Source organism: Flammeovirga sp. SubArs3, from assembly GCF_947387565.1.
GTDB classification, from domain to species: domain Bacteria; phylum Bacteroidota; class Bacteroidia; order Cytophagales; family Flammeovirgaceae; genus Flammeovirga; species Flammeovirga agarivorans.
This window is the reverse complement of record NZ_CANDOA010000003.1, coordinates 566,191-587,559: the sequence shown is the minus strand read 5'-3', so window position 1 is coordinate 587,559 and position 21,369 is coordinate 566,191. Positions and strand designations below refer to the sequence as shown.

Genomic DNA, 21,369 nt, shown 5'->3' with positions numbered 1-21,369 from the left:
AGATGTAAAAAAAGTGATGTAATTTTTACACATACTTTCTATTTAGAGTATGTTTTTGTTGATTTGCAAAGTTAAAGTTTAAGCTAAGGCATAAACTGTCTTAAAGGGCAACATTTTGACGGATTTAATAACCTAGCAGACTTGAGTAAATACAATAACTTGAAACTGATAGCAAAAATATAATATATGGGATTATTTGATTTCTTTTCTAGCGATTTAGCAATTGACCTAGGCACAGCAAATACTCTGATTATCCAAAAAGATAAAGTAGTAGTAGACGAGCCTTCAATTATTGCATTGGATCGTCAGAACGGAAAAGTTATCGCGGTGGGTAACAAAGCCATGCAGATGCATGAGAAAACTCACGAAAATATTAGAACAATTAGACCTTTAAGAGATGGTGTAATTGCCGATTTCCATGCTGCTGAACAAATGATACGTGGTATGATCAGAATGATCAACCAAGGAAAAAGATTCTTCACTCCATCTCATAGAATGGTAATTTGTATTCCTTCTGGTATTACAGAAGTTGAAAAGCGTGCCGTTCGTGACTCTGCTGAACATGCGGGAGCTAAAGAAGTATACATGATTCCTGAGCCAATTGCTGCTGCTATTGGTATCGGTATTAATATTGAACAGCCAGTAGGTAGTATGATTGTTGATATTGGAGGTGGTACAACTGAAATTGCAGTAATTGCTCTTTCTGGTATCGTTGGTGATCAATCAATCAGAACAGCAGGTGATGTATTTACAAGAGATATCCTTGATTACATGCGTCGACAACATAACCTTTTAATTGGTGAACGTTCTGCCGAGAAAATTAAAGTAGAAGTAGGTTCTGCTTTAACAGAATTGGAAGAAGAAATCGAGCCATTTGAAGTACGTGGTCGTGACTTGATGACAGGTATTCCTAAAGTAATTACTGTAACATATTCTGAAGTGGCTTATGCAATTGATAAGTCAATCTCTAAGATAGAAGAAGCTGTTTTAAGAGCTTTGGAAACTGCTCCTCCAGAATTATCCGCTGATATCTACGATAGAGGTATTCACTTAACTGGTGGTGGTGCATTATTAAGAGGTCTTGATAAAAGACTTTCAATTAAAACAAAACTTCCAGTCCATGTTGCTGATGACCCGTTAAGAGCGGTAGTTAGAGGTACAGGTCAAGCATTAAAAGATCTAGATGATTATAAAGCAGTATTAATGACTTAATAGCTTTATAGTTTATTATATAAAAACTCTTTAGTAGAAGGTTATCTTTTACTAAAGAGTTTTTTTTTGTTTATGAATCATAAAAAATGACAAGTTCATTGATATATGGTAATTATTTTTTGATTTCTCTCGTATATAACATTGTTTACTATTAAACAATTAATTAACTATTATAATCTATATTACTACAGTGAGAAGAAATTTCAGGTATTTAGTCCCACAAACTACGATGTCATTGATCGAAATAGAAAAGGAGATTACCTCATGGGAAGTTCCATTTATTTTCGAAGGAAAAGAAGTGAAAGCTTTTAATATTGGAAGAATGATCGAGATATGTATCAATTTCAATACCGTAATGAATGGAGGAAAGTTAGTGCAGAAAAATAAGCTTTCTAAAGTGCGGAAGTTACAAATCCATGAATGTTTCGAAAAGAAAATATTATTAGAGTTAGTTCATGATAATTAAAAAAAACACCCTGTTATCAATATAGTTAGCAGGGTGTTTTACATTATGTTAGGTGTATATATTATCTTACACCATGTGCTTTACTTTCGTATAAGCCTGAAGAAGTCATTTCTACAAACTCTACCTGACCTTTCATTTGGTCGATAGCTGTAGCTCCTTGGTAAGTCATACCAGAAGCAAGACCTCCTAAATATTTTTTGATAATAGGTTCAACTGGTCCTTTGTAAGGCACCAAAGTCTTTTCACCTTCGACAGAAATTACTTCTCTCGATTTTTTATTGTCTTTTTTCAATTTACTGATCGCAGCATCAAAAGAGGCCATACCTCTATAAGTTTTGAATTTGCCTTCTGTAGTAGTGATCAATTCACCTGGAGCTTCATCAGTACCAGATACGATTGAACCTACCATTACATTATCAGCACCAGCTCCAATTGCTTTTACAATATCACCTGGAGTTTTGATACCACCATCAGCACAAATTGGAATACGATCACCAACGGCTTGATAAACATCATCAATAGCAGTTAATTGTGGTACTCCTGAACCTGTCATGATACGAGTAGTACACATAGAGCCAGGGCCAATACCAACTTTTAATGCATCTGCACCCCATTCTAAGAAATCTACAGCTGCATCGCGAGTGGCAATGTTACCAACCATTACATCAATTTGAGGATAATTCTTTTTGATGAATAGAAGAGTCTCTTTTGTCATTTCAGAGTGCCCATGAGCAATATCTAAAACAATAATATCGACCTTAGCTTCTGCAAGTGCTGCTAATCTTTCTTCATAATCTTTAATACCTAAAGCAGCTGCACATAATAGCCCCTCTGCCTTAACTTTTTTTACTTCTTCAGCTTGCTCTTCAATCGTTAAAAAACGGTGAAGAACACCTAAACCACCAAGTCTACCAACTGCAATACACATATTGCTTTCGCAAACTGTGTCCATGTTAGCAATTAAAACTGGGATATCAATTGAATGATTTTTAGTTACTTTAGTAGTAAATTTCACATCCCTACGAGATTTGATGGTGTTGTATTTAGGTACAATTAACACGTCATCAAAACTATATGCCTTTCTGATTTTCATACTGAAAGATTATACTGTAATTTTACATTCACAAAACAAACAAATATAATGTTTTCAATGCAATTGCATTGTTAATGAGTTGTGAATAAATATTATGGAAAATAAAATAGGTGTGACCTTGATCACAGGGTTCCTTGGTGCAGGCAAGACCACTTTTCTTAACAATTTAATCGAAAAATATCCGAATACAAAGTTTGCCGTTATCGAAAATGAATTTGGTGAAGTAGGTATTGATGGAGGATTAGTTGTAGATAAACAAGAAGATATATTTGAGCTGTCTAATGGATGTATTTGTTGCAATCTGAATGGTGAATTAAGAGAAATCTTAAGGAAGTTACTTGACAGTGGAAAAAAAATAGACCACCTATTAATTGAGACTACTGGAATTGCTGAGCCTAGTGCTGTCGCCGCTGCTTTTGTAGGTGATCCAGGTATTGCGAGTATTTTTGAAATTAATGCGACTGTAGGTTTAGTAGATGCTAAGAATTTTGTGCAGTCATTAAGTGATCATGAGGTAGCATTAAAACAAGTCGCATTTTCAGATATATTATTTCTTACCAAATGTGATTTAGCGACTGAAGACGAAATCAAATCTGCTGCATTACAGGCAAAACTTATTAATCCTGCAGCTTTTGTTGAAAGAATTTATAATGGTGAAAAAGTAGAGAAAGATATTCTTTCATTGAATTCTTACAATGCTAATAAAGTGGAAGAAAGAACGAGCTTTATTCAACATCACCATGAGCATCAACACGGAGATGTAGTTTCTTATTCATTCACTTTTGAGGGTGGAGTAGATCCTGTGAAGCTGGAAATGTGGCTCTCCGTATTATTACAATTACAATATGAAGTGATCTATCGCTTTAAAGGGATCTTCAATATTAAAGGAGAAACAAATAAAGTAATAGTACAAGGTGTTAGAAATGAATCAAAAATTGTAATAGGCAACCCTTGGAAACCTTCAGAAGATAAATTGAATAGGATAGTAGTAATTGGAAAAGGTATCAAAAAGGAGGCTATAGAGAGAAAAATTAAGTCCATCCTAAGATAGGTGTTTTCTAAATTCTTGTTAATCCATAATTTCATTTCGGATAATTGTTGGGTTTGAAATGAAAAGTTCTTACTTTTGCAAACCCGAAAAGTATTCGGGTAATGAATTTTTGAATTTTTCAAAAAATTTTATTTAAAATGGCAATTAAGCATTATGAAGTAGTCTTCATCGTGACACCTGTGTTGTCCGATTCCGAAACCACGGAGACTATTGCTAAATTTGAAGGTCTTTTGAAAGGTGCAGATGCAGATGTGTACCATTCTGAAGATATGGGACTTAGAAAGTTAGCGTACCCAATCGACAAAAAGTCTACGGGTCACTACCACCTGTTTGAATTCAAAGCAGATCCGTCAATCATCGCTAAATTCGAAATCGAATTAAAGCGTGACGAAAACATCTTACGTTTCTTAACTGTCTCTTTAGACAAGCACGGTGTTGATTTCAACGCTCGTAGAAGAAATGGTGAGTGGGCAAAAAAATCTGAAACTGAAGAAAAATCGGCATAATGAGTCTCCAAAACGAACCTATCAACAGAAGACAAGAGCGTACTAAAAAGTACTGCCGCTTCACAAAGTACGGTGTGAAATACATCGATTATAAGGATCCTGAATTCTTATTAAAATTCTTAAACGAGCAAGGTAAAATTTTACCTCGTCGTATTACAGGTAACTCGCAAAAATTCCAAAAGAAAATTGCTAGATCTGTAAAACGTGCTCGTCAACTTGCTCTTCTACCTTACGTAGCAGACGGTTTAAAGTAATCTTTATTAGATATTTAAAAATTTATCCTTAATCATGGAAGTAATTTTAAAAACAGATATCAAAGGTTTAGGTTACAAGAACGACATTGTTAACGTTAAACCTGGATACGGTAGAAACTATTTGATCCCTCAAAACTTCGCTACATTAGCTACGCCAGCTAACATTAGCATGAGAAACGAAGAGATCAAGCAAGCTGCTCACAAACTTGAAAAAGTTAAGCAAGATGCTGAAGCATTAGCAGCTAAAATTGGCGAAATGACTTTAACACTTACTGCTAAAGCAGGTGAAAGTGGTAAAATATTTGGTGCGGTTACTCCATTGCAAGTAGCTGACGCTTTGAAAGCTCAAGGTTATGATATTGACCGTAAGCGTATTGGTTTCAATGCTGAAATCCGTATGTTAGGTGAGTATACAGCTGTCCTTGATCTTCACAAAGAAGTTCAGCACGAAATTGCATTAGAAGTAGTTTCTGCATAATTAAAGTTTAAGAATTTACTGCCGTTAGGCAGCAATCTTATCACTTTGAGTTTTTTCCTTAAGAGGCTTTCTGGTTTTTATCAGAAAGCCTCTTTCGGTTTTATACAATTCTATGTCTGAATAACACCGACATTATATCTTTTATCTGTTTTGTTCTGGTTGGCAGCTTCTATCCCAAGCGAAATATACTTTCTGGTTTCTTCTGGCTTAATAACTTCATCAACCCATAATCGAGCAGCAGCATAATATGGAGATAGTTGATCATCATATTTAGCTTTAATCTCATCAAAAAGTTCTTTCTCTTCTTCTTTCGAAAGCTCTTTTCCTTGTGACTTTAGGGTAGAAATTTTTATTTGTAGAAGAGTAGTGGCAGCAGATTTTCCAGACATAACAGCTATTTGTGAAGTAGGCCAAGCTAACATTAATCTTGGATCATAGGCTTTGCCACACATGGCATAATTACCTGCACCGTATGAATTACCAATCACTAATGAAAACTTAGGTACAACAGAGTTACTCATGGCATTAACCATTTTTGCTCCATCTTTTATGATACCATTATGTTCTGAGCGGGATCCGACCATAAAACCTGTTACATCATGAATAAATAATAAAGGAATCTTTTTCTGATTACAATTCATGATAAAACGAGCAGATTTGTCAGCGGAGTCAGAATAGATAACTCCACCCATTTGCATTTCTCCCTGCTTTGATTTGACAATTTTTCTTTGATTAGCAACAATCCCTACAGCCCAACCGTCGATTCTTGCATAACCACATAAGATACTTTGTCCATACCCTTCTTTGTATTGATCAAATTCAGAGTTGTCAACCAATCGATGTATTACCTCAAGCATATCATAAGGCTTTGTTCTGTCTATTGGGAAAACATTTTCGATGGTACTGATACTTTCTTTTGGAGATTGTGAAGGTTTTCTATTGAAACCAGCCGTGTCATTCTCTCCAATTTTGTCCACAAGCCTTTTTATTTGCTCAAGACATGCAGTATCATCTTCACATTTATAATCTGTAACACCAGAAATTTCAGAATGTGTACTTGCTCCGCCCAAGGTTTCATTATCGATGCTTTCTCCAATAGCGGATTTCACTAAGTAAGAGCCTGCTAGGAAAACTGATCCTGTGCCATCAACAATTAATGCCTCGTCAGACATAATGGGTAAGTAGGCACCTCCTGCAACACAACTTCCCATGATTGCTGCAATTTGTGGAATACCTTCAGAAGACATGATCGCATTATTTCTGAAGATTCTTCCAAAGTGTTCTTTGTCTGGAAAAATTTCATCTTGCATTGGAAGGTACACTCCAGCACTATCCACGAGATAAATGATGGGAATTTTGTTTTCAATGGCAATTTCCTGTGCTCTGAGATTCTTTTTCCCAGTTATTGGAAACCATGCACCAGCTTTAACTGTAGCATCATTGGCAACGATGACACAAAGTCGATCGGAGACTTTGCCCATAACGACGACGACACCTCCAGATGGGCATCCGCCATGCTCTTTGTACATTTCATCTCCTGTAAAAGTACCGATTTCAATACTTTCATTGGGGAAGTCAAGTAAAAGATTCACTCTTTCTCTAGCAGTAAGTTTTCCTTTAGACTTGTGTTTTGCAATCTTCTTTTCACCACCGCCAAGATGAGTGGTTTTTCTTTTTGCGTCAAGTTCATTGAGGTAAGTAGCTAGTGTTTCTTCTGAGTGTTGATTTTGTTTAGTAGAATAATTCATATGTGTTATATACTGGGTTTGATGTGTGTTTAAATCATCAATTCAAATTACAAGTACATATTGAAGGAACAAATTTTTTATTGAAAAAACATTCTACAGAATATACATTTCATGAATTAATTCTAGTCTGTAGATCGATGAATTCTAAATAAAAACTAAAATATTGTTTCATGTCATACTGTTTCTTGCATGATATTGTTAATATTTATCATTAATCGAAGCTTGTTTGTGCGTTTTTGTGCGTATATCTGCTTGAGTGTGTAAATTTAACACGAATAAAAAATTACCGTCAATACATACAATCACGATTATGCGTACTAGAAGAGATTTTCTCAAATTTTCAGCATTAACATCAGCAGCTTTAGTTACTCCACAATTATCAACATTTGCTTTTTCAGGTAAAAGTAAAGGCACAAAACCAATTATGATCTCAACATGGAACCATGGTTTTGGTGCAAATGAAGCAGGATGGGAAATACTAAACAAAGAAGGTTCAGCAATGGATGCTGTAGAAGCAGGCGTTAGAGTTCCAGAAGCAGATCCTAACGAAAGAAGTGTTGGATATGGAGGTCTACCTGATCGTGATGGTAAGGTAACATTAGATGCTTGTATTATGAATCATAAATATGAGTGTGGTTCAGTTGCGTTTTTAGAAGATATTATGCATCCTATCTCCGTTGCTAGATTGGTGATGGAAAAAACGCCTCATGCAATGTTAGTAGGAGAAGGTGCCAAACAATTTGCACTAGAAGAAGGGTTTAAAGAAGAGAATCTTTTGACACCAAAATCTGAAGCAGATTGGAAAGAATGGCTAAAAAAATCAGAATATAAGCCTGTTATTAATATAGAGAACCATGATACTATTGGAGCACTAGCATTAGATGCACAGGGTAATTTGGCTGGAGCTTGTACTACTTCAGGTGCAGCGTACAAAATGCATGGTAGAGTTGGGGATTCTCCTTTGATTGGTGCAGGACTTTTTGTAGATGGAGAGATTGGAGCAGCTTGTGCAACAGGACTTGGTGAAGCAGTAATTAGAACGGCTGGTTCAGCAATGGTAGTTGAGCAGATGAGAAATGGGAAATCACCAAAAGAGGCTTGTGAGATTGTTGTTAAAAGAATCATCAAAACTCATCAAGATAAAATGGAGAACCTTCAAGTAGGGTTCTTGGCTTTAAATAAAGACGGTGAATATGGAGGCTACAGTATTAGAAGTGGATTTAACTTCGCTGTAGTTGATAATACTAACGGGAATAGAATGGAGGATGCTTCATTCAAAATGAAATGGTAAAAAACTTAGTTAAAATTCTACTTACTTCAACGATTGATAAATAATGAAATCTAGATTACTACTATCCTTGGTAACTATTTTTATAGTTGCGGCCTGTGGCACAAAGGAAAAACAAACAGAAACGAAAGAAAGATATACATCTTATGTTAACCCATTTGTTGGTACTGACGGACCTGGTAATACATATCCAGGAGCAACTGTACCTCATGGTATGGTTCAATTAAGTCCTGATAACGGCATTTCTGGTTGGGATAGAATTGCAGGATATTTTTGGCCAGATTCAACAATAGCAGGGTTTTCACACACCCATTTATCAGGTACAGGTGCAGGTGATTTATATGATATCCTTGTGATGCCATTAAATAGTAAGAGTACTAGAATGGTAGAAGAAGGTGGAAACCTAAGACCTGTTTCTCTTTTCTCTCATGATCAAGAGCATGCGGAACCCGGCTATTATACTGTTGACCTTTTAGATTATGATATTAAAGCAGAGTTAACAGCTACATCTAGAACGGGTTTTCATAAATACACTTTCCCAAAGGATAAAGAGTCTTTTATTCTTTTCAACTTAGGATATTCTCTAAACTGGGATGGGCCCACTGATACCTATATTAAAGTAGTTGATGAAAAAACAATTGAAGGTTATCGTTTTTCTTCTGGTTGGGCACCTGAACAAAGAGAATACTTTATAGCTGAGTTTAGTCAACCTTTTACCAAGTACCAATTAATTAATTCAGTAGATGGTAAAAATCTAAAAGAGATAGAAGGAGAAGAGGTAAAAGCGAAGAAAACGAGAGGTTATTTCTTCTTTGATACTCCAGAGGCAAAAAATGAAATTTTAGTGAAAGTAGGTTTGTCAAATAGTAGTATCGATGGTGCTAGAAAGAATTTGCAAGCCGAAAATACGGGTTGGGATTTTGCAAAAATCAAACAACAAGCCTCTGATACTTGGGAAGAGGAACTGAAGAAAATTGAAACCGTAACCCCAAATAAAGAATATAAACGAGTATTCTATACTGCAATGTATCAAGCTTTATTAGCTCCAACTTTACTTTCTGATATAGATGGTAATTATAAAGGAGCAGACCAGAAAGTGCATAAAGCTGAAGGGTATGATAAGTATGATACTTTCTCACTTTGGGATACTTACAGAGCAACACATCCATTATATACTTTAATTCATACGGATAGAGTACCTGACATGATCAATTCATTCTTATCTCATTACGATGAAACAGGATTACTTCCTGTGTGGTCAATGAAAGGTAATGAAACAAATATGATGATTGGTTACCATGCTGTTCCTGTAATTACCGATGCATACTTTAAAGGAATTAAAGGATTTGATGTAAAAAAGGCTTACGAAGCTTGTAAGGCTTCTGCAATGAATGAGCAAGGAGATGCAATGGCTGATTACATGAAATTTGGTTATGTTCCATTAAACTTCGATCACGAAAACTGGTCTGTTTCAAAAACATTAGAATATGCTTATGATGATTGGTGTATTGCACAGTTTGCAAAAGATTTAGGGAAGATGCAAGATTATGAATACTTCTCAAAAAGAGCTGAAAACTGGAGGAATGTATATGACAAGGAATCTAGCTTTATGCGTCCAAAAGATGATAAAGGAGAGTTTATTAAAGATTTTATAGCAAAAGATTATACAGACCATTTCTGTGAGAGTAATGCTTGGCAATACTTCTGGTATGTTCCTCAAAATGTTGATGGTTTAATTGAGTCAGTTGGAGGAGCAGAAAGGTTCGAACAGAAACTGGATTCAATGTTTTCTTATTACCCAACAGCAGATGATAAATTACCTATTTTCTCAACAGGTATGATCGGTCAGTATGCTCATGGTAATGAACCTTCTCACCACGTAGCTTATCTATATAACTACATCAATAAGCCAAAGAAAGGACAGAAGGTATTAAGAGAAATCATGGATACACAATATAAGTCAACACCTGATGGGGTATGTGGTAATGAAGATTGTGGACAGATGTCATCATGGTTTATCTTAAGTTCTTTAGGTATTTACCCGGTGAATCCAGGTAATGCAGTGTATGATTTAGGAACACCATTATTTCCTAAAGCTACTGTTCATTTAGGAAATGGTAAAACACTAACAGTTATCGGGCACCAAACAAAAACAAACCCTACAGTATCAAAAGTGATGTTTAATGGTAAAGAGTTGAAAGACCTAACTATTACTCATCAGGAGCTTACACAGGGCGGTACCTTAGAATTTTTACAATAAAAAATATACCCACAGTATTTAATTACTGTGGGTTTCCCATAATTATCAATCAAGAAATGAAATTACTACTACTAACGCCAATCATCTTACTAATCCAAATAACCAGTGTTTTTGGACAACAACCTTCACTAGTACCTCAACCCAAAGAAATTCGTTGGGAAAAAGGGAACTTTATATTGACTGAAAATATAAAAATCACAAAGGGAAACTCAGATTTACCTTTGGATTACTTTATTAGTCAGTTAAAGTTTCAGACTGGTATTCAAATCAAAGAATCTTTAGAAGATTATGCAGATATAACATTGAATATTGTAGATGAAATTCCTTTAGGAGAGGAGGCATATATCTTAACTGTAAAAGAAAAGAATATTGATATAACAGCCCATAACCAACAAGGGTTATTACATGGATTATCCACTTTGCTTCAATTGGCAAACCTCGATACTAATGTACCATGTGTTGATATTCACGATGCACCAAAATACCCTTGGAGAGGATTAATGTTAGATGTAAGTCGACATTTCTTTACAGTTGATGTCATTAAAGAATACTTGGATTTAATGGCTTATTATAAGTTGAATAAATTTCATTGGCATTTAACTGAAGACCAAGGTTGGAGAATAGAGATTAAAAAATACCCAAAACTGACAGAGATAGGTGCCTGGAGAACAGAAAGTGATGGTTCAAAATATGGCGGTTTTTATTCTCAAGAACAGATTAAAGAAATTGTAGCTTATGCTGCTAAAAGAGGAATAGAAGTAATTCCCGAAATTGATATGCCTGGCCATATGTTAGGAACGTTAGCAGCTTATCCAGAATTATCATGTACAGGAGGCCCATTCGAAGTATGGACACGTTGGGGTGTAAGTAAGGATGTGTTATGTGCAGGAAATGAAGAGACATATCAGTTTATAGAGGATATCTTAGAAGAAGTGATTCCATTATTTCCTAGTAAATATTTTCATGTTGGAGGAGATGAATGTCCCAAAGACCGATGGAAAGCATGTGATAAGTGTCAGTTGAAAATTAGAACTGAGGACCTAAAAGATGAACATGAATTACAAAGTTATTTTATTCATAGAATTGAAAAGGTAGTCAACGAAAATGGAAAACAGATAATTGGTTGGGATGAAATTCTAGAAGGTGGCTTATCTCCAACCGCGACTGTACAATTATGGAGAGATTGGCATGATCCAGAAGCAGTTGGCAAAATTGCCAAAATGGGAAATGATGTAATTGCTTCTCCAACAAGTGCTTGTTATTTTGATTATGATATTGTAACAACAGATGTAGCTCAAGTATATGCTTATAATCCAACACCTAAAGGTCTTTCAAAAGAAGATCAGAAACATATATTAGGTGGAGAATGTACTGTTTGGACAGAAAGAATTCCGGATAAAAATAGAATAGATTTTCAAGTATTCCCTAGGGGCTTAGCATTTTCAGAAGCACTGTGGCAAGGAACAAAAGAGGATGGATTCCATGCTTTTGAAGAAAGAATGTTAGGCCAATATCCAATTTTGGATAAAAAAGGTGTTGCATTTGGTCCATCATCTCAAGTAATGGAAGTGACAACCGAAGAAAAAAATGAAAAATTGGAAGTTTCTGCGAATCTATTGATTGATAATGTGGATTTGAAATATAAAAGTCCAGATCAAACTACATTTACAGAATATAAGAATCCTATCCAAGTTACATCATCAGGAGAAATTGTTTTTCAAGCATTTATGGGTGATAAAACATATGGAGACCCTGAGAAAGTAAGTTTCGAAATTCATAAAGGCAATCAAGCTGAATTGAGCTTAATAGATTTACCTTCAACTCCTTATCAAGGTGTTGGTGTAAATAGTTTAATAGATGGAAAATTAGGAAACCCTGAGAAGTTTAAAAATTCAAATTGGATTGGCTTTAATGGATCCTCAATTAATGCAACTTTTCAGTGGAAAGAATCGATTAATATAAAAAGCATTGAATTTAATGCTTACGATGAAGTAGCATCATGGATTATGGCACCAAAAGAAATAGAGATTGCCTATTCATTAGATGGTAGCTCATTTAAGAAGTTAAAGACTAAAATCGAAATCACTAAAATCAATCAAAGTAACCATTATCAAGTCAAATTTAAGAAAGAATTGAAAGGTGTGAGAGCCTTAAAATTACTGATTGAAAATGGAGGATTGTTACCTGAAGAGCATCAAGGAGCAGGTAACCCTTCTTGGTTATTTGTCGATGAAATCATTATTAAATAATACAATCTTTTTAAAAATAAATATGCGTCACTATTTCATTTCATTACTCATCTTGCCATTCTTGTCAAGTTGTGTGAAAAATTCAGTTACTAAAGCCAGCAAAGAAAATATACCGGCTTCTTATACAGATTATGTTGATCCATTTATTGGTACGAGTGCACATGGCCATACATTTCCGGGAGCAACTGTACCTTTTGGTATGGTGCAATTAAGCCCTGATACTGGAATAGAAGGTTGGGACTGGTGTTCAGGATATCATGCCTCGGATAATTCAATTATGGGTTTCTCACACACTCACTTGTCTGGTACTGGTGGAGGTGATTACGGAGATATATTATTAATGCCAACAGTTGGCGAAGTAAAAACAGAGCCAGGATCAAAAGAGAATCCGGATGAAGGTTATAGATCAAGATTTGAACAGGTGAAAGAAGAAGCTTCACCAGGTTTTTACAGTGTATTTTTAGAAGATTATAATGTTACTGCTGAATTAACAGCAACAACAAGAGTAGGTGTTCATAGATATCATTTTCCAGAAACGGAGGATGCTCATATAATTGTCGATTTAAAACACGGTATTTCTGATTCTGCAAGAGAAACTTGGTTTCAAGTAACCGGAGAAAATGAGATTGTTGGTTTAAGAAGATCTTCAGGTTGGGCAAGAGATCAGTATGTATATTTTGTAGCTCAATTCTCGAAGCCTTTCAAATCAATTCAAGGGGTATCTGCAGGACAAACTATAGATAATCCACAAAATGTGAAAGGTGATGATGTGAAAGCAGTAGTTAATTTCTCTACAAAGCAGGATGAAGCTATAGTTGTGAAAGTTGCTATTTCTGGGGTGAGTGTTCAAGGTGCTAGAAAAAACTTGGAAGCTGAAGTGCAAGACTTTGATTTTGATAAAGTGAAAAATCAAGCAAAAGCAACTTGGAATGAAAAGCTATCAAAAATTGAAGTAGAAGGCGGTGATCAAGTGAATAAAACTATTTTCTACACAGCACTATATCACTCTATGATCGCTCCAAATGTGTATATGGATGTTGATCTAAATTATAGAGGTATGGATCATAAAATCCATAAGGCAGAAGGATTTACTAATTATACTTTATTCTCATTATGGGATACATTTAGAGCCACACACCCATTATTTACTTTAATTGCACCAAAGGAAAATAACGATTTTATTAAATCGATGATAGCAAAGTACGAGCAGTCTGGTCAGTTACCTATTTGGGAATTATCAGCGAATGAAACCGGTACAATGATTGGTTTCCATTCAGCTCCAGTAATTGCGGATGCTATTTTAAAAGGACAAGGAAACTTTGATCAGGAATTAGCTTATCAGGCATTGATAGCAGCTGCTGAAGATCCAAGAAGAGGCTTAAATTGGTTTAACTCTGAAGGTTTTATTCCTGTGGAAAAAGAAGCAAATGCGGTCTCGAAAGGGGTTGAGTATGCGTATGATATGTGGGTTGTTGCTCAAGTAGCTAAGAAATTAGGTAAAACTGAAGATTACAAAAAATATAGTAATAGATCATTAAACTATAAAAACCTTTATGATTCTGAAACAGGATTTTTGAGAGGTAAAAATATGTATGGTGTATGGGATGAGCCTTTCGACCCAATGGCAATTTCATTATTAGGAGCAGGAAATTATACAGAAGGTAATGCATGGCATTACAACTTCTTTGCACCTCAAGATATCAATGGATTAATTGAACTTCATGGAGGCGATCAGGCGTTTGTAAAGAAAATTGATGATATGTTCTCACAAGAAGCTGTTAACGATAATCATATGGCTCATGATGTGACGGGACTTATAGGGCAATATGCACAAGGTAATGAGCCATCGCATCATGTTATTTATCTATACAATTATGCTGGAGAACCGTGGAAATCGCAGGCTCGTATTCGTCAAGTGATGGACGAAATGTATACTTCAGAACGTGATGGATTATGTGGTAACGAGGATTGTGGACAGATGTCTGCTTGGTATGTTTTCTCTGCAATGGGATTCTATCCAGTAAACCCTGCTGATGGACAATATGCTATCGGTAGCCCTGTTTTTGGAAAAGTGACAATACATTTAGATAATGGAAACGATTTTGTGATTGAGGCTGAAAACAATAATGTAAACAACACTTATATACAATCAGCTAGCTTTAATGGGTCTGAATACGACAAGACTTTCATTACTCATAATCAAATTGAAACAGGAGGTGTGATAAAGTTAACAATGGGAGATACACCTTCAGAATGGGGTAAAGAAAAATCAGCTAGACCTACTTCTTATGCTGTACCTCCTTCAGAGGCATTGTCTATCATTGATACAAAAGAGGAAGTTTTTAGACCTTATATCACTAATAAATCGGTCATTTTTAATTCAACAATTGATGTATCATTAAAGGACGTAACTCCAGAAGTAGATATTTACTATACTATTGATGGAACCACACCTGATATTAACTCAACGAAGTTTGATAAGCCATTTAAATTAGAAAAATCTACTATTGTTAAGGCTATTGCAGTGAACAGTAAAGGAGTTTCTAGTAAAGTATCTGATTTTGAATTTAAGAAAGCTTACTTTAATACAGGTGAAGAATATCCTAAGTTAAGCATCAATTATGAAAAAAATGCTACATATGATGCGGGTAATAATGGTATCTTGGATGGCGTTTATGCATCAGATAATTTAAGAGATGGTAAGTGGGATGGTGTTTCAAAACAAAACCTTGAGGCAATTGTAGATTTAGGTCAACCTGAAGAATTACATCAAGTGTCTATGGGATTCTTAGAAAATACAAGTTCATGGTTATTCTTACCTAAGAAAATTGAATTCTTAGTATCAAATGATGGAGAAAACTATACTAGTATTGGAATTCAAGAAACTAAAATGCCAAACGATCACCCAATTATTAGTGTCACAAGATTTACTGAAAAAATTGCTGGTGAATATCGATATGTGAAGGTAATTGCAACTCCTTTTGAGGCAATTCCAAATTGGCACCCTGGCGCAGGAAATAACCCTTGGTTATTCTCAGACGAAATTGTTATTGAGTAAAAATAAGATGCCCACTATTTATTAATAATAGTGGGCTAAATAGCTAAAACGATGAAAAAAATACTTCTACAACTACTTTTGTGTATATCCTTTATGGGGTATTCACAAGATTATACTACCTACGTTAATCCCTTTATTGGTACTACAAATTATGGAGCAACAAACCCAGGAGCAATAGCACCAAGGGGTATGGTTTCTGTTGTACCTTTTAATACATCAGGAGAAGGAAATACTCATGAGAAAGATCAGAATTGGGTATCTTTTCCTTATGCTTATGAAAACAAGATTTTTACAGGATACAGCCATGTCAATCTAAGTGGTGTTGGTTGCCCTGACTTAGGTGCCGTTATTCTGATGCCTACCACAGGTGAACTAGAAATCGATCCTAAAAAATATGGATCTTTATATTCTGAAGAAAAAGCACAGGCAGGTTTATATTCTAATCATTTAGATAAATATGATGTCGATACAAAAGTAACGGCAACCCAAAGATCAGGTATCAGCAAGTTCTCTTTTCCAGCCGGACAAGCCAATATATTAATGAACCTTGGTCAAGCTTTAACCAACGAAAGTGGGGGTATGATTAAAGTGGTGAATGATCAAGAAATTGAAGGAATGCGTATGGTGGGTTCTTTCTGTTACAATAATCCAAAAACAATATACCCTGTTTATTTTGTGATGAAAGTCAACCAAAAAGCAGGTAATGTTGGTGTTTGGCAACAACATAGAAAGATCGAAGGGATCGAAGCACAATGGATGTCCGCTTACAATGGACAACAAAGAATTATTGAAGATGCCTATTATCCAATCATTGGAGATTCTTTAGGTGCATACTTCTCTTATGATTTTGAACAGCCAACTGAAGTTGAGGTAAAAATAGGTATATCTTATGTTAGTATTGAAAACGCAAGAGAAAATCTTGAAACTGAAGTGGCTAACGTATCATTTGATGAAATTGCTCAGAGATCAAAAAATAACTGGAACGATGTATTGTCAAAAATTGATGTAAAAGGTGGTTCTGATGATGATAAAACAGTTTTCTATACAGCATTATATCATTCAATGATACATCCTAATGTTCTCAGTGATGTAAACGGAGAATACCCAGCAGCTAAAACCAGAAAAACTAAAATTACTGAAGGAGAAAGATATACTGTCTTTTCATTGTGGGATACCTATAGGAATTTACATCAACTGATGACTTTAGTGTATCCTGAGCAACAGTTAAATATGGTAAATACCATGTTGGATATTTACGATGAAACAGGTTGGTTGCCAAAATGGGAATTAAATTCAACAGAGACTTTTACAATGGTTGGTGATCCAGCTGCTATTGTAATTTCAGATACTTACATGAGAGGTTTAGATCAATTCGATCAAAAGAAAGCATTTGAAGCAATAACCAAAAGTGCTTACCCTGTAGATGGAGGAAATCCTGTAAGACCTTGTATTGATGATTATATTAAGTACGGTTACATTCCTGTTGAAGATGAATTGGATAAGAAATTATGGGCTTCAGTATCTACATCTTTAGAGTATAATATTGCAGATTGGAATATTGCTCAATTTGCTAAAAAGTATGGAGATGAAGAGAAATATAAGGAGTTCTTGGCAAGAGCAAATGGTTATAAAAAACTATTTGATAAAGAAACGGACTTCTTAAGACCAAGACATAAAGATGGAACTTGGTATTCACCTTTTGATCCTAACGATGGAGCAAACTTTGAACATAATGTTGGTTACGTGGAAGGGAATGCTTATCAATACAACATGATGGTGCAGTATGATATTCCTGGATTAATCAAACAATTTGGTGGTAATAAATCATTTACAAAACGTCTGGATGAAATATTCTCAACAGGTCAATATGATATGGCCAATGAGCCAGATATCGCTTATCCTTATGCTTATAACTATATCAAAGGGCAAGAGTATAAAACTCAAGAAAAAGTATTAGAACTAAGAGAAAAGTACTTTACAAATAAACCGGATGGTATTGCAGGTAATGACGATACAGGAACAATGTCATCTTGGGTTGTATTTTCTATGATGGGAATTTATCCGGATGCTCCTGGTACTCCTCAATATGCGATGACAACTCCAGCTTTTGATGAAATAAAAATCACTTTAAATGATCAGTTCTGGAATAACAAGGAAGTGATTATCAAGAAAACAGGAGGAGACTCTAATAGAATAGCTTCTATTAAGATTGATGGAAAAACAATCAAAGGGTATTTTATCCAACATAAAGATTTAGTGAAAGCAAAAGAAATTACTTTTGTGATGAAATAGAACAAAACTAATAGAACTAAAAGGCAGTGCTTAGGCATTGCCTTTTTTTATTGGTATGATATTTTTAGGTAAAGGTGAAAATTGTTTCTATTTTCATTATCTTCAATTGAGACAATTTTTTGATGAGTTTTCTAGATTCTCTCTAACATACTTTCTTAAGAATAAACTATGAAAAAACTATTACTCAATATGGTGGGAGGCCTTCCCTCGGAATGGGCTAGAATTGCAGCCTTGCTTACATTAGGCTTCTTTACTGGTATATTCATGGCGAGTTATAGTGTATCTATAAATACCTTATTTATTTCTCAATTTGGGAATGAAAATGATTTCCCATTAGCTTTGGTTACTCAAGGTATATTAGGGATTATCTTTACCATTTTATTTTCAAGACTTCAGAATATTATTGGCTTTAGAAAGCTCGTCTATTATACTTCAATTATCATTTTGCTAATTGTGGGGTCCATAGCAACCTCTTTATTAATACTAGAGAAGAATGATATTGTAGTTTTCTTAGGGTTTGCGACTCTTGGACCCATTGCATCTATTTCGTTATTGATATTTTGGGGTGCTTTTGGACGACTATTTAACTTTACTCAAAGTAAAAGATTATCTGGTGGTATTGATACGGGGCAAGCTGTAGCAACAATTTTAGCCTTTTTCTCAGTTCCTTTAGTTCAACAATTACTACCTTCTTTAGAATACCTGTCTCTTGTAGGCGTCTTATCCTATGTTGGCTGTTTCTTTTCAATCGTTTATATCCTAAGGAAATTTAAAATGCATTCTGCGGAGGCGTTGACATTAGGAGGGAATTCAAATGAAGACAAAACAAAAAGAGTTAAGCTTCGAGATTATAAAAGTTACTTTTTTGTGATAAGTATCTTTGTTATGTGTTCTAGTTTTTCTGCTGCATTTGTAGACTATTCTTTTGTAACTGTCACTCCTCAATATTTCTTGGAAGAACAGGAATTAGCGAATTTCTTGGCCTTTTTTGAAGCATTTGTAATCATCGTATCTTTCTTAGTACAGACGTTTTTAAATGATAGAATATTGGAGGTTTATGGTTTGCAATATTCATTGATGTTACTTCCTGGTATACTAGTTTTCTTCTGTGTTATTGACTTGGTTATCGGATCATTATTTGGACATGATCAATCATCCAATGCTTTCTTAATGTTCTTCTTGATCATTAGTATGTCAAAGCTAGTAACAGATGCATTAAGAGACTCCTTGGAAAACCCGACAGTAAAAATATTCTTCTTTCCGTTGCCATCTGAAATTAGATATGAAGCACAAACTCTTGTTGAAGGTACAGTTGCTCAATTTTCAACGCTAGGTGCGGGTATACTTATGATAGGTATTTCAAAACTCAATAGCTACAATATCCTTTATAATAACTTTGTGATATTTGCAATTGTAGGCGTTTGGGTTTTTGTGACTTTCAAAATGTATAACCAATATAGAATTTCCCTTCAAAACTTATTATCTGCCAATTCAACAGAATTGGATTATCATGATTCCGTTGGGCATAGATTCAAAAATAATAAGATTCAGAATCTATTACAGATGCGTTGGAATAGTGTTCCTCAGAAAGTAGCTCCCTTATTATTTAAGTTAATTGAGCGTTTAGATATTTTTCTTTATAGAAATATTCTCTCTGATGAAGGTAACTTACTTCGTTTCATCAATAAGAGAGAGGCATTAATGAAAATCAAAGAGTATAGTATCTATGAGAGTATTCCTGCCTTAGACAATTTTTCAAATGGTTCTTTTGATGAAGACGATATCTTGCTTGTAGTTGCTAAAAACTTAAGTGAAGAATTGAATGCTGAAATAACACTCGAGATAAATGATGAGAACATTCTGTATTTATCGAAATCATCCACTCCATCTGATAGAATTAGAGCTGCTCGATTGATGTTTAATGAATACAAAGAATCGTATGATGGAATTATTTCAAGGTTAATTCGTGATTATAACTATCAAGTAAGGGTAGAAGCGATGGGATTGGTTGGTCATCATAAAATTTCAACAATGATTCCAGCATTAGTAGAACGTTTATCAATAAAAGGAGATGAACGTATTGCTCTTTCTGCAATTATTGCGGTTGGTGAATCTGGTGCCAAAATCTTAGAAACAGCTTTCCATAAAAACGGTCAAGTACAACAAACCAAACGTCTGATATTACAAGCTTATGCTAAAATAGGTAGTGAAGAGTCAGTGCAATTATTGGCGGATAAAATTACTTCACCAGAACGTAAAATATCTTATGAAGCATTATCATTACTTAGTGAACTTGGATGGAATGCAGAAGATGAATATAGTCAACTTTTCTTGAAGGAAGCATTAAAAAGGGAGGCAAATAACTGTTATTGGAATATCGCTACAACTTTAGAAATAGGTGATTCTAAGGAAACGGCTTTACTTCATAGAGCTATCCAATCAGAGATATTAGATAACTATAATCAGATGTTCCTTATCATGAATATGCTTTATGACAGAGGTTCACTAAATCTGATCAGAAAAAACCATGAGTTAGGTACAGCTGATAGTATCGGTTATGCAGTTGAGCTTTTAGATGTACTGATAGATGAAGATATAAAAGCATATGTATTACCGTTATTTGAAGATATAGGAGTGGAAGATAGGATTAAAAAACTATCTGAACTATTCTATAGAGAACAATATTCTAGTGAATATGTATTGGTTAGATTAATTACTCGAGATCCAAACTGGTTGTCATCATGGGTTAGAGCTTGTGCTTTGTATGCTATTTCGTATAAACCCGCAATTATTAATTCTGAAATTATAGTAGGACTGTTATTTGACAGTGAGTTGCTAATGTCAGAAATGGCAGCATGGATATTAACCGTAAACTTCCCTGAATTACTTGAAGAAGCATATCCTAGGCTATCACAATCAAAAGAAGCAGATATAAGAGATAAAATGAGGTCTATAGAAAACATGAAATGGACCAACGCACCACACTTAGTGTTCTCAAAAGCTCTCTATTATTCTAATTTATCAGAGTTTCATGGTTTAAGCGGTAACGAACTAGTAGAAATAGCTTCTATAAGTTCCATCCGATTTGTAGAAGCGGGTAAAAAATTAGGTACTGCTGAGGAATTAAAAAGAAGTGGATTATTTGTAGTAAAAGAAGGTGAGCTTGGAATAGGAGAAGGAGATGAGCATACAATTCTATATAAAAAACGTAGTTTATTAGGTACTTATATCTCTCCACAGTCAGATGCATGGATAGGAGATTGCTATGCGATTGAAGATACTAGTTTGTATGAAATTGACGAAGAGTCATTCTTCTTATTGATGACTACAGATATGCACATGGTAGAGCTTATTATGAATAACGTCAGAAGGTCCTTTAGGACATCTATCAATCTTCAAAAAGTTGCTCTATAA

Annotated in this window: 14 protein-coding genes; 12 read left to right on the top strand and 2 right to left on the bottom strand. The window is 34.8% G+C overall.

Going from position 1 to position 21,369, the window contains the following annotated elements:
• Nucleotides 1-186 precede the first annotated feature (186 nt).
• Both QL232_RS11505 and QL232_RS11500 read left to right on the top strand, forming a co-directional pair.
• The gene (locus QL232_RS11505; RefSeq protein WP_168883297.1) at nt 187-1,212 is read left to right on the top strand and encodes a rod shape-determining protein; all 1,026 of its coding nucleotides are present in this window, start codon (nt 187-189) and stop codon (nt 1,210-1,212) included.
• Nucleotides 1,213-1,402: 190 nt separating this feature from the next.
• Complete coding sequence (locus QL232_RS11500; RefSeq protein ID WP_281614228.1) at nt 1,403-1,678, top strand: hypothetical protein; 276 nt, start codon at nt 1,403-1,405, stop codon at nt 1,676-1,678.
• Nucleotides 1,679-1,739: 61 nt separating this feature from the next.
• On the opposite strand, the gene QL232_RS11495 is transcribed toward QL232_RS11500, so the two are convergent.
• Nucleotides 1,740-2,771, bottom strand: coding sequence for a guanosine monophosphate reductase (locus tag QL232_RS11495; protein WP_168883295.1), 1,032 nt, complete (start codon nt 2,769-2,771; stop codon nt 1,740-1,742).
• 94 nt (nt 2,772-2,865) lie between these two features.
• On the opposite strand from QL232_RS11495, the gene QL232_RS11490 reads away from it, so the two are divergent.
• The 4 genes from QL232_RS11490 (at nt 2,866) to rplI (ending at nt 5,060) form a co-directional block, all read left to right on the top strand.
• Nucleotides 2,866-3,822 carry a GTP-binding protein gene (locus QL232_RS11490; protein WP_281614227.1) on the top strand — a complete coding sequence of 319 codons (957 nt, stop codon included), beginning with the start codon at nt 2,866-2,868 and terminating at the stop codon, nt 3,820-3,822.
• Nucleotides 3,823-3,959: 137 nt separating this feature from the next.
• On the top strand, nt 3,960-4,328 hold the full coding sequence (gene rpsF / locus QL232_RS11485) for a 30S ribosomal protein S6 (protein WP_168883293.1): 369 nt from the start codon (nt 3,960-3,962) through the stop codon (nt 4,326-4,328).
• Nucleotides 4,328-4,582, top strand: a complete 255-nt coding sequence (gene rpsR, locus QL232_RS11480) for a 30S ribosomal protein S18 (RefSeq protein ID WP_168883292.1) — start codon at nt 4,328-4,330, stop codon at nt 4,580-4,582. The genes rpsF and rpsR overlap by 1 nt, the downstream gene beginning before the upstream one ends.
• A 34-nt stretch (nt 4,583-4,616) precedes the next feature.
• Nucleotides 4,617-5,060 (top strand): 50S ribosomal protein L9, encoded by a 444-nt coding sequence (rplI, locus tag QL232_RS11475; RefSeq protein WP_281614226.1) that lies wholly within the window; start codon nt 4,617-4,619, stop codon nt 5,058-5,060.
• A 110-nt stretch (nt 5,061-5,170) separates the two neighbouring features.
• On the opposite strand, the gene QL232_RS11470 is transcribed toward rplI, so the two are convergent.
• The gene (locus QL232_RS11470; protein ID WP_281614225.1) at nt 5,171-6,808 is read right to left on the bottom strand and encodes an acyl-CoA carboxylase subunit beta; all 1,638 of its coding nucleotides are present in this window, start codon (nt 6,806-6,808) and stop codon (nt 5,171-5,173) included.
• Between the two features lie 310 nt (nt 6,809-7,118).
• Here QL232_RS11470 and QL232_RS11465 point away from each other — a divergent pair, with 310 nt between their 5' ends.
• The 6 genes from QL232_RS11465 (at nt 7,119) to QL232_RS11440 (ending at nt 21,369) form a co-directional block, all read left to right on the top strand.
• Entirely contained in the window at nt 7,119-8,099 is a 981-nt protein-coding gene (locus tag QL232_RS11465; protein ID WP_281614224.1) for a N(4)-(beta-N-acetylglucosaminyl)-L-asparaginase, read from the top strand.
• A gap of 43 nt (nt 8,100-8,142) precedes the next feature.
• Nucleotides 8,143-10,356 (top strand): GH92 family glycosyl hydrolase, encoded by a 2,214-nt coding sequence (locus tag QL232_RS11460; protein ID WP_281614223.1) that lies wholly within the window; start codon nt 8,143-8,145, stop codon nt 10,354-10,356.
• Between the two features lie 56 nt (nt 10,357-10,412).
• Nucleotides 10,413-12,605 carry a family 20 glycosylhydrolase gene (locus QL232_RS11455; RefSeq protein WP_281614222.1) on the top strand — a complete coding sequence of 731 codons (2,193 nt, stop codon included), beginning with the start codon at nt 10,413-10,415 and terminating at the stop codon, nt 12,603-12,605.
• Nucleotides 12,606-12,627: 22 nt separating this feature from the next.
• Entirely contained in the window at nt 12,628-15,663 is a 3,036-nt protein-coding gene (locus QL232_RS11450; RefSeq protein WP_281614221.1) for a GH92 family glycosyl hydrolase, read from the top strand.
• A 51-nt stretch (nt 15,664-15,714) separates the two neighbouring features.
• Entirely contained in the window at nt 15,715-17,955 is a 2,241-nt protein-coding gene (locus tag QL232_RS11445; protein WP_281614220.1) for a GH92 family glycosyl hydrolase, read from the top strand.
• Between the two features lie 168 nt (nt 17,956-18,123).
• Nucleotides 18,124-21,369 (top strand): MFS transporter, encoded by a 3,246-nt coding sequence (locus QL232_RS11440; protein ID WP_281614219.1) that lies wholly within the window; start codon nt 18,124-18,126, stop codon nt 21,367-21,369.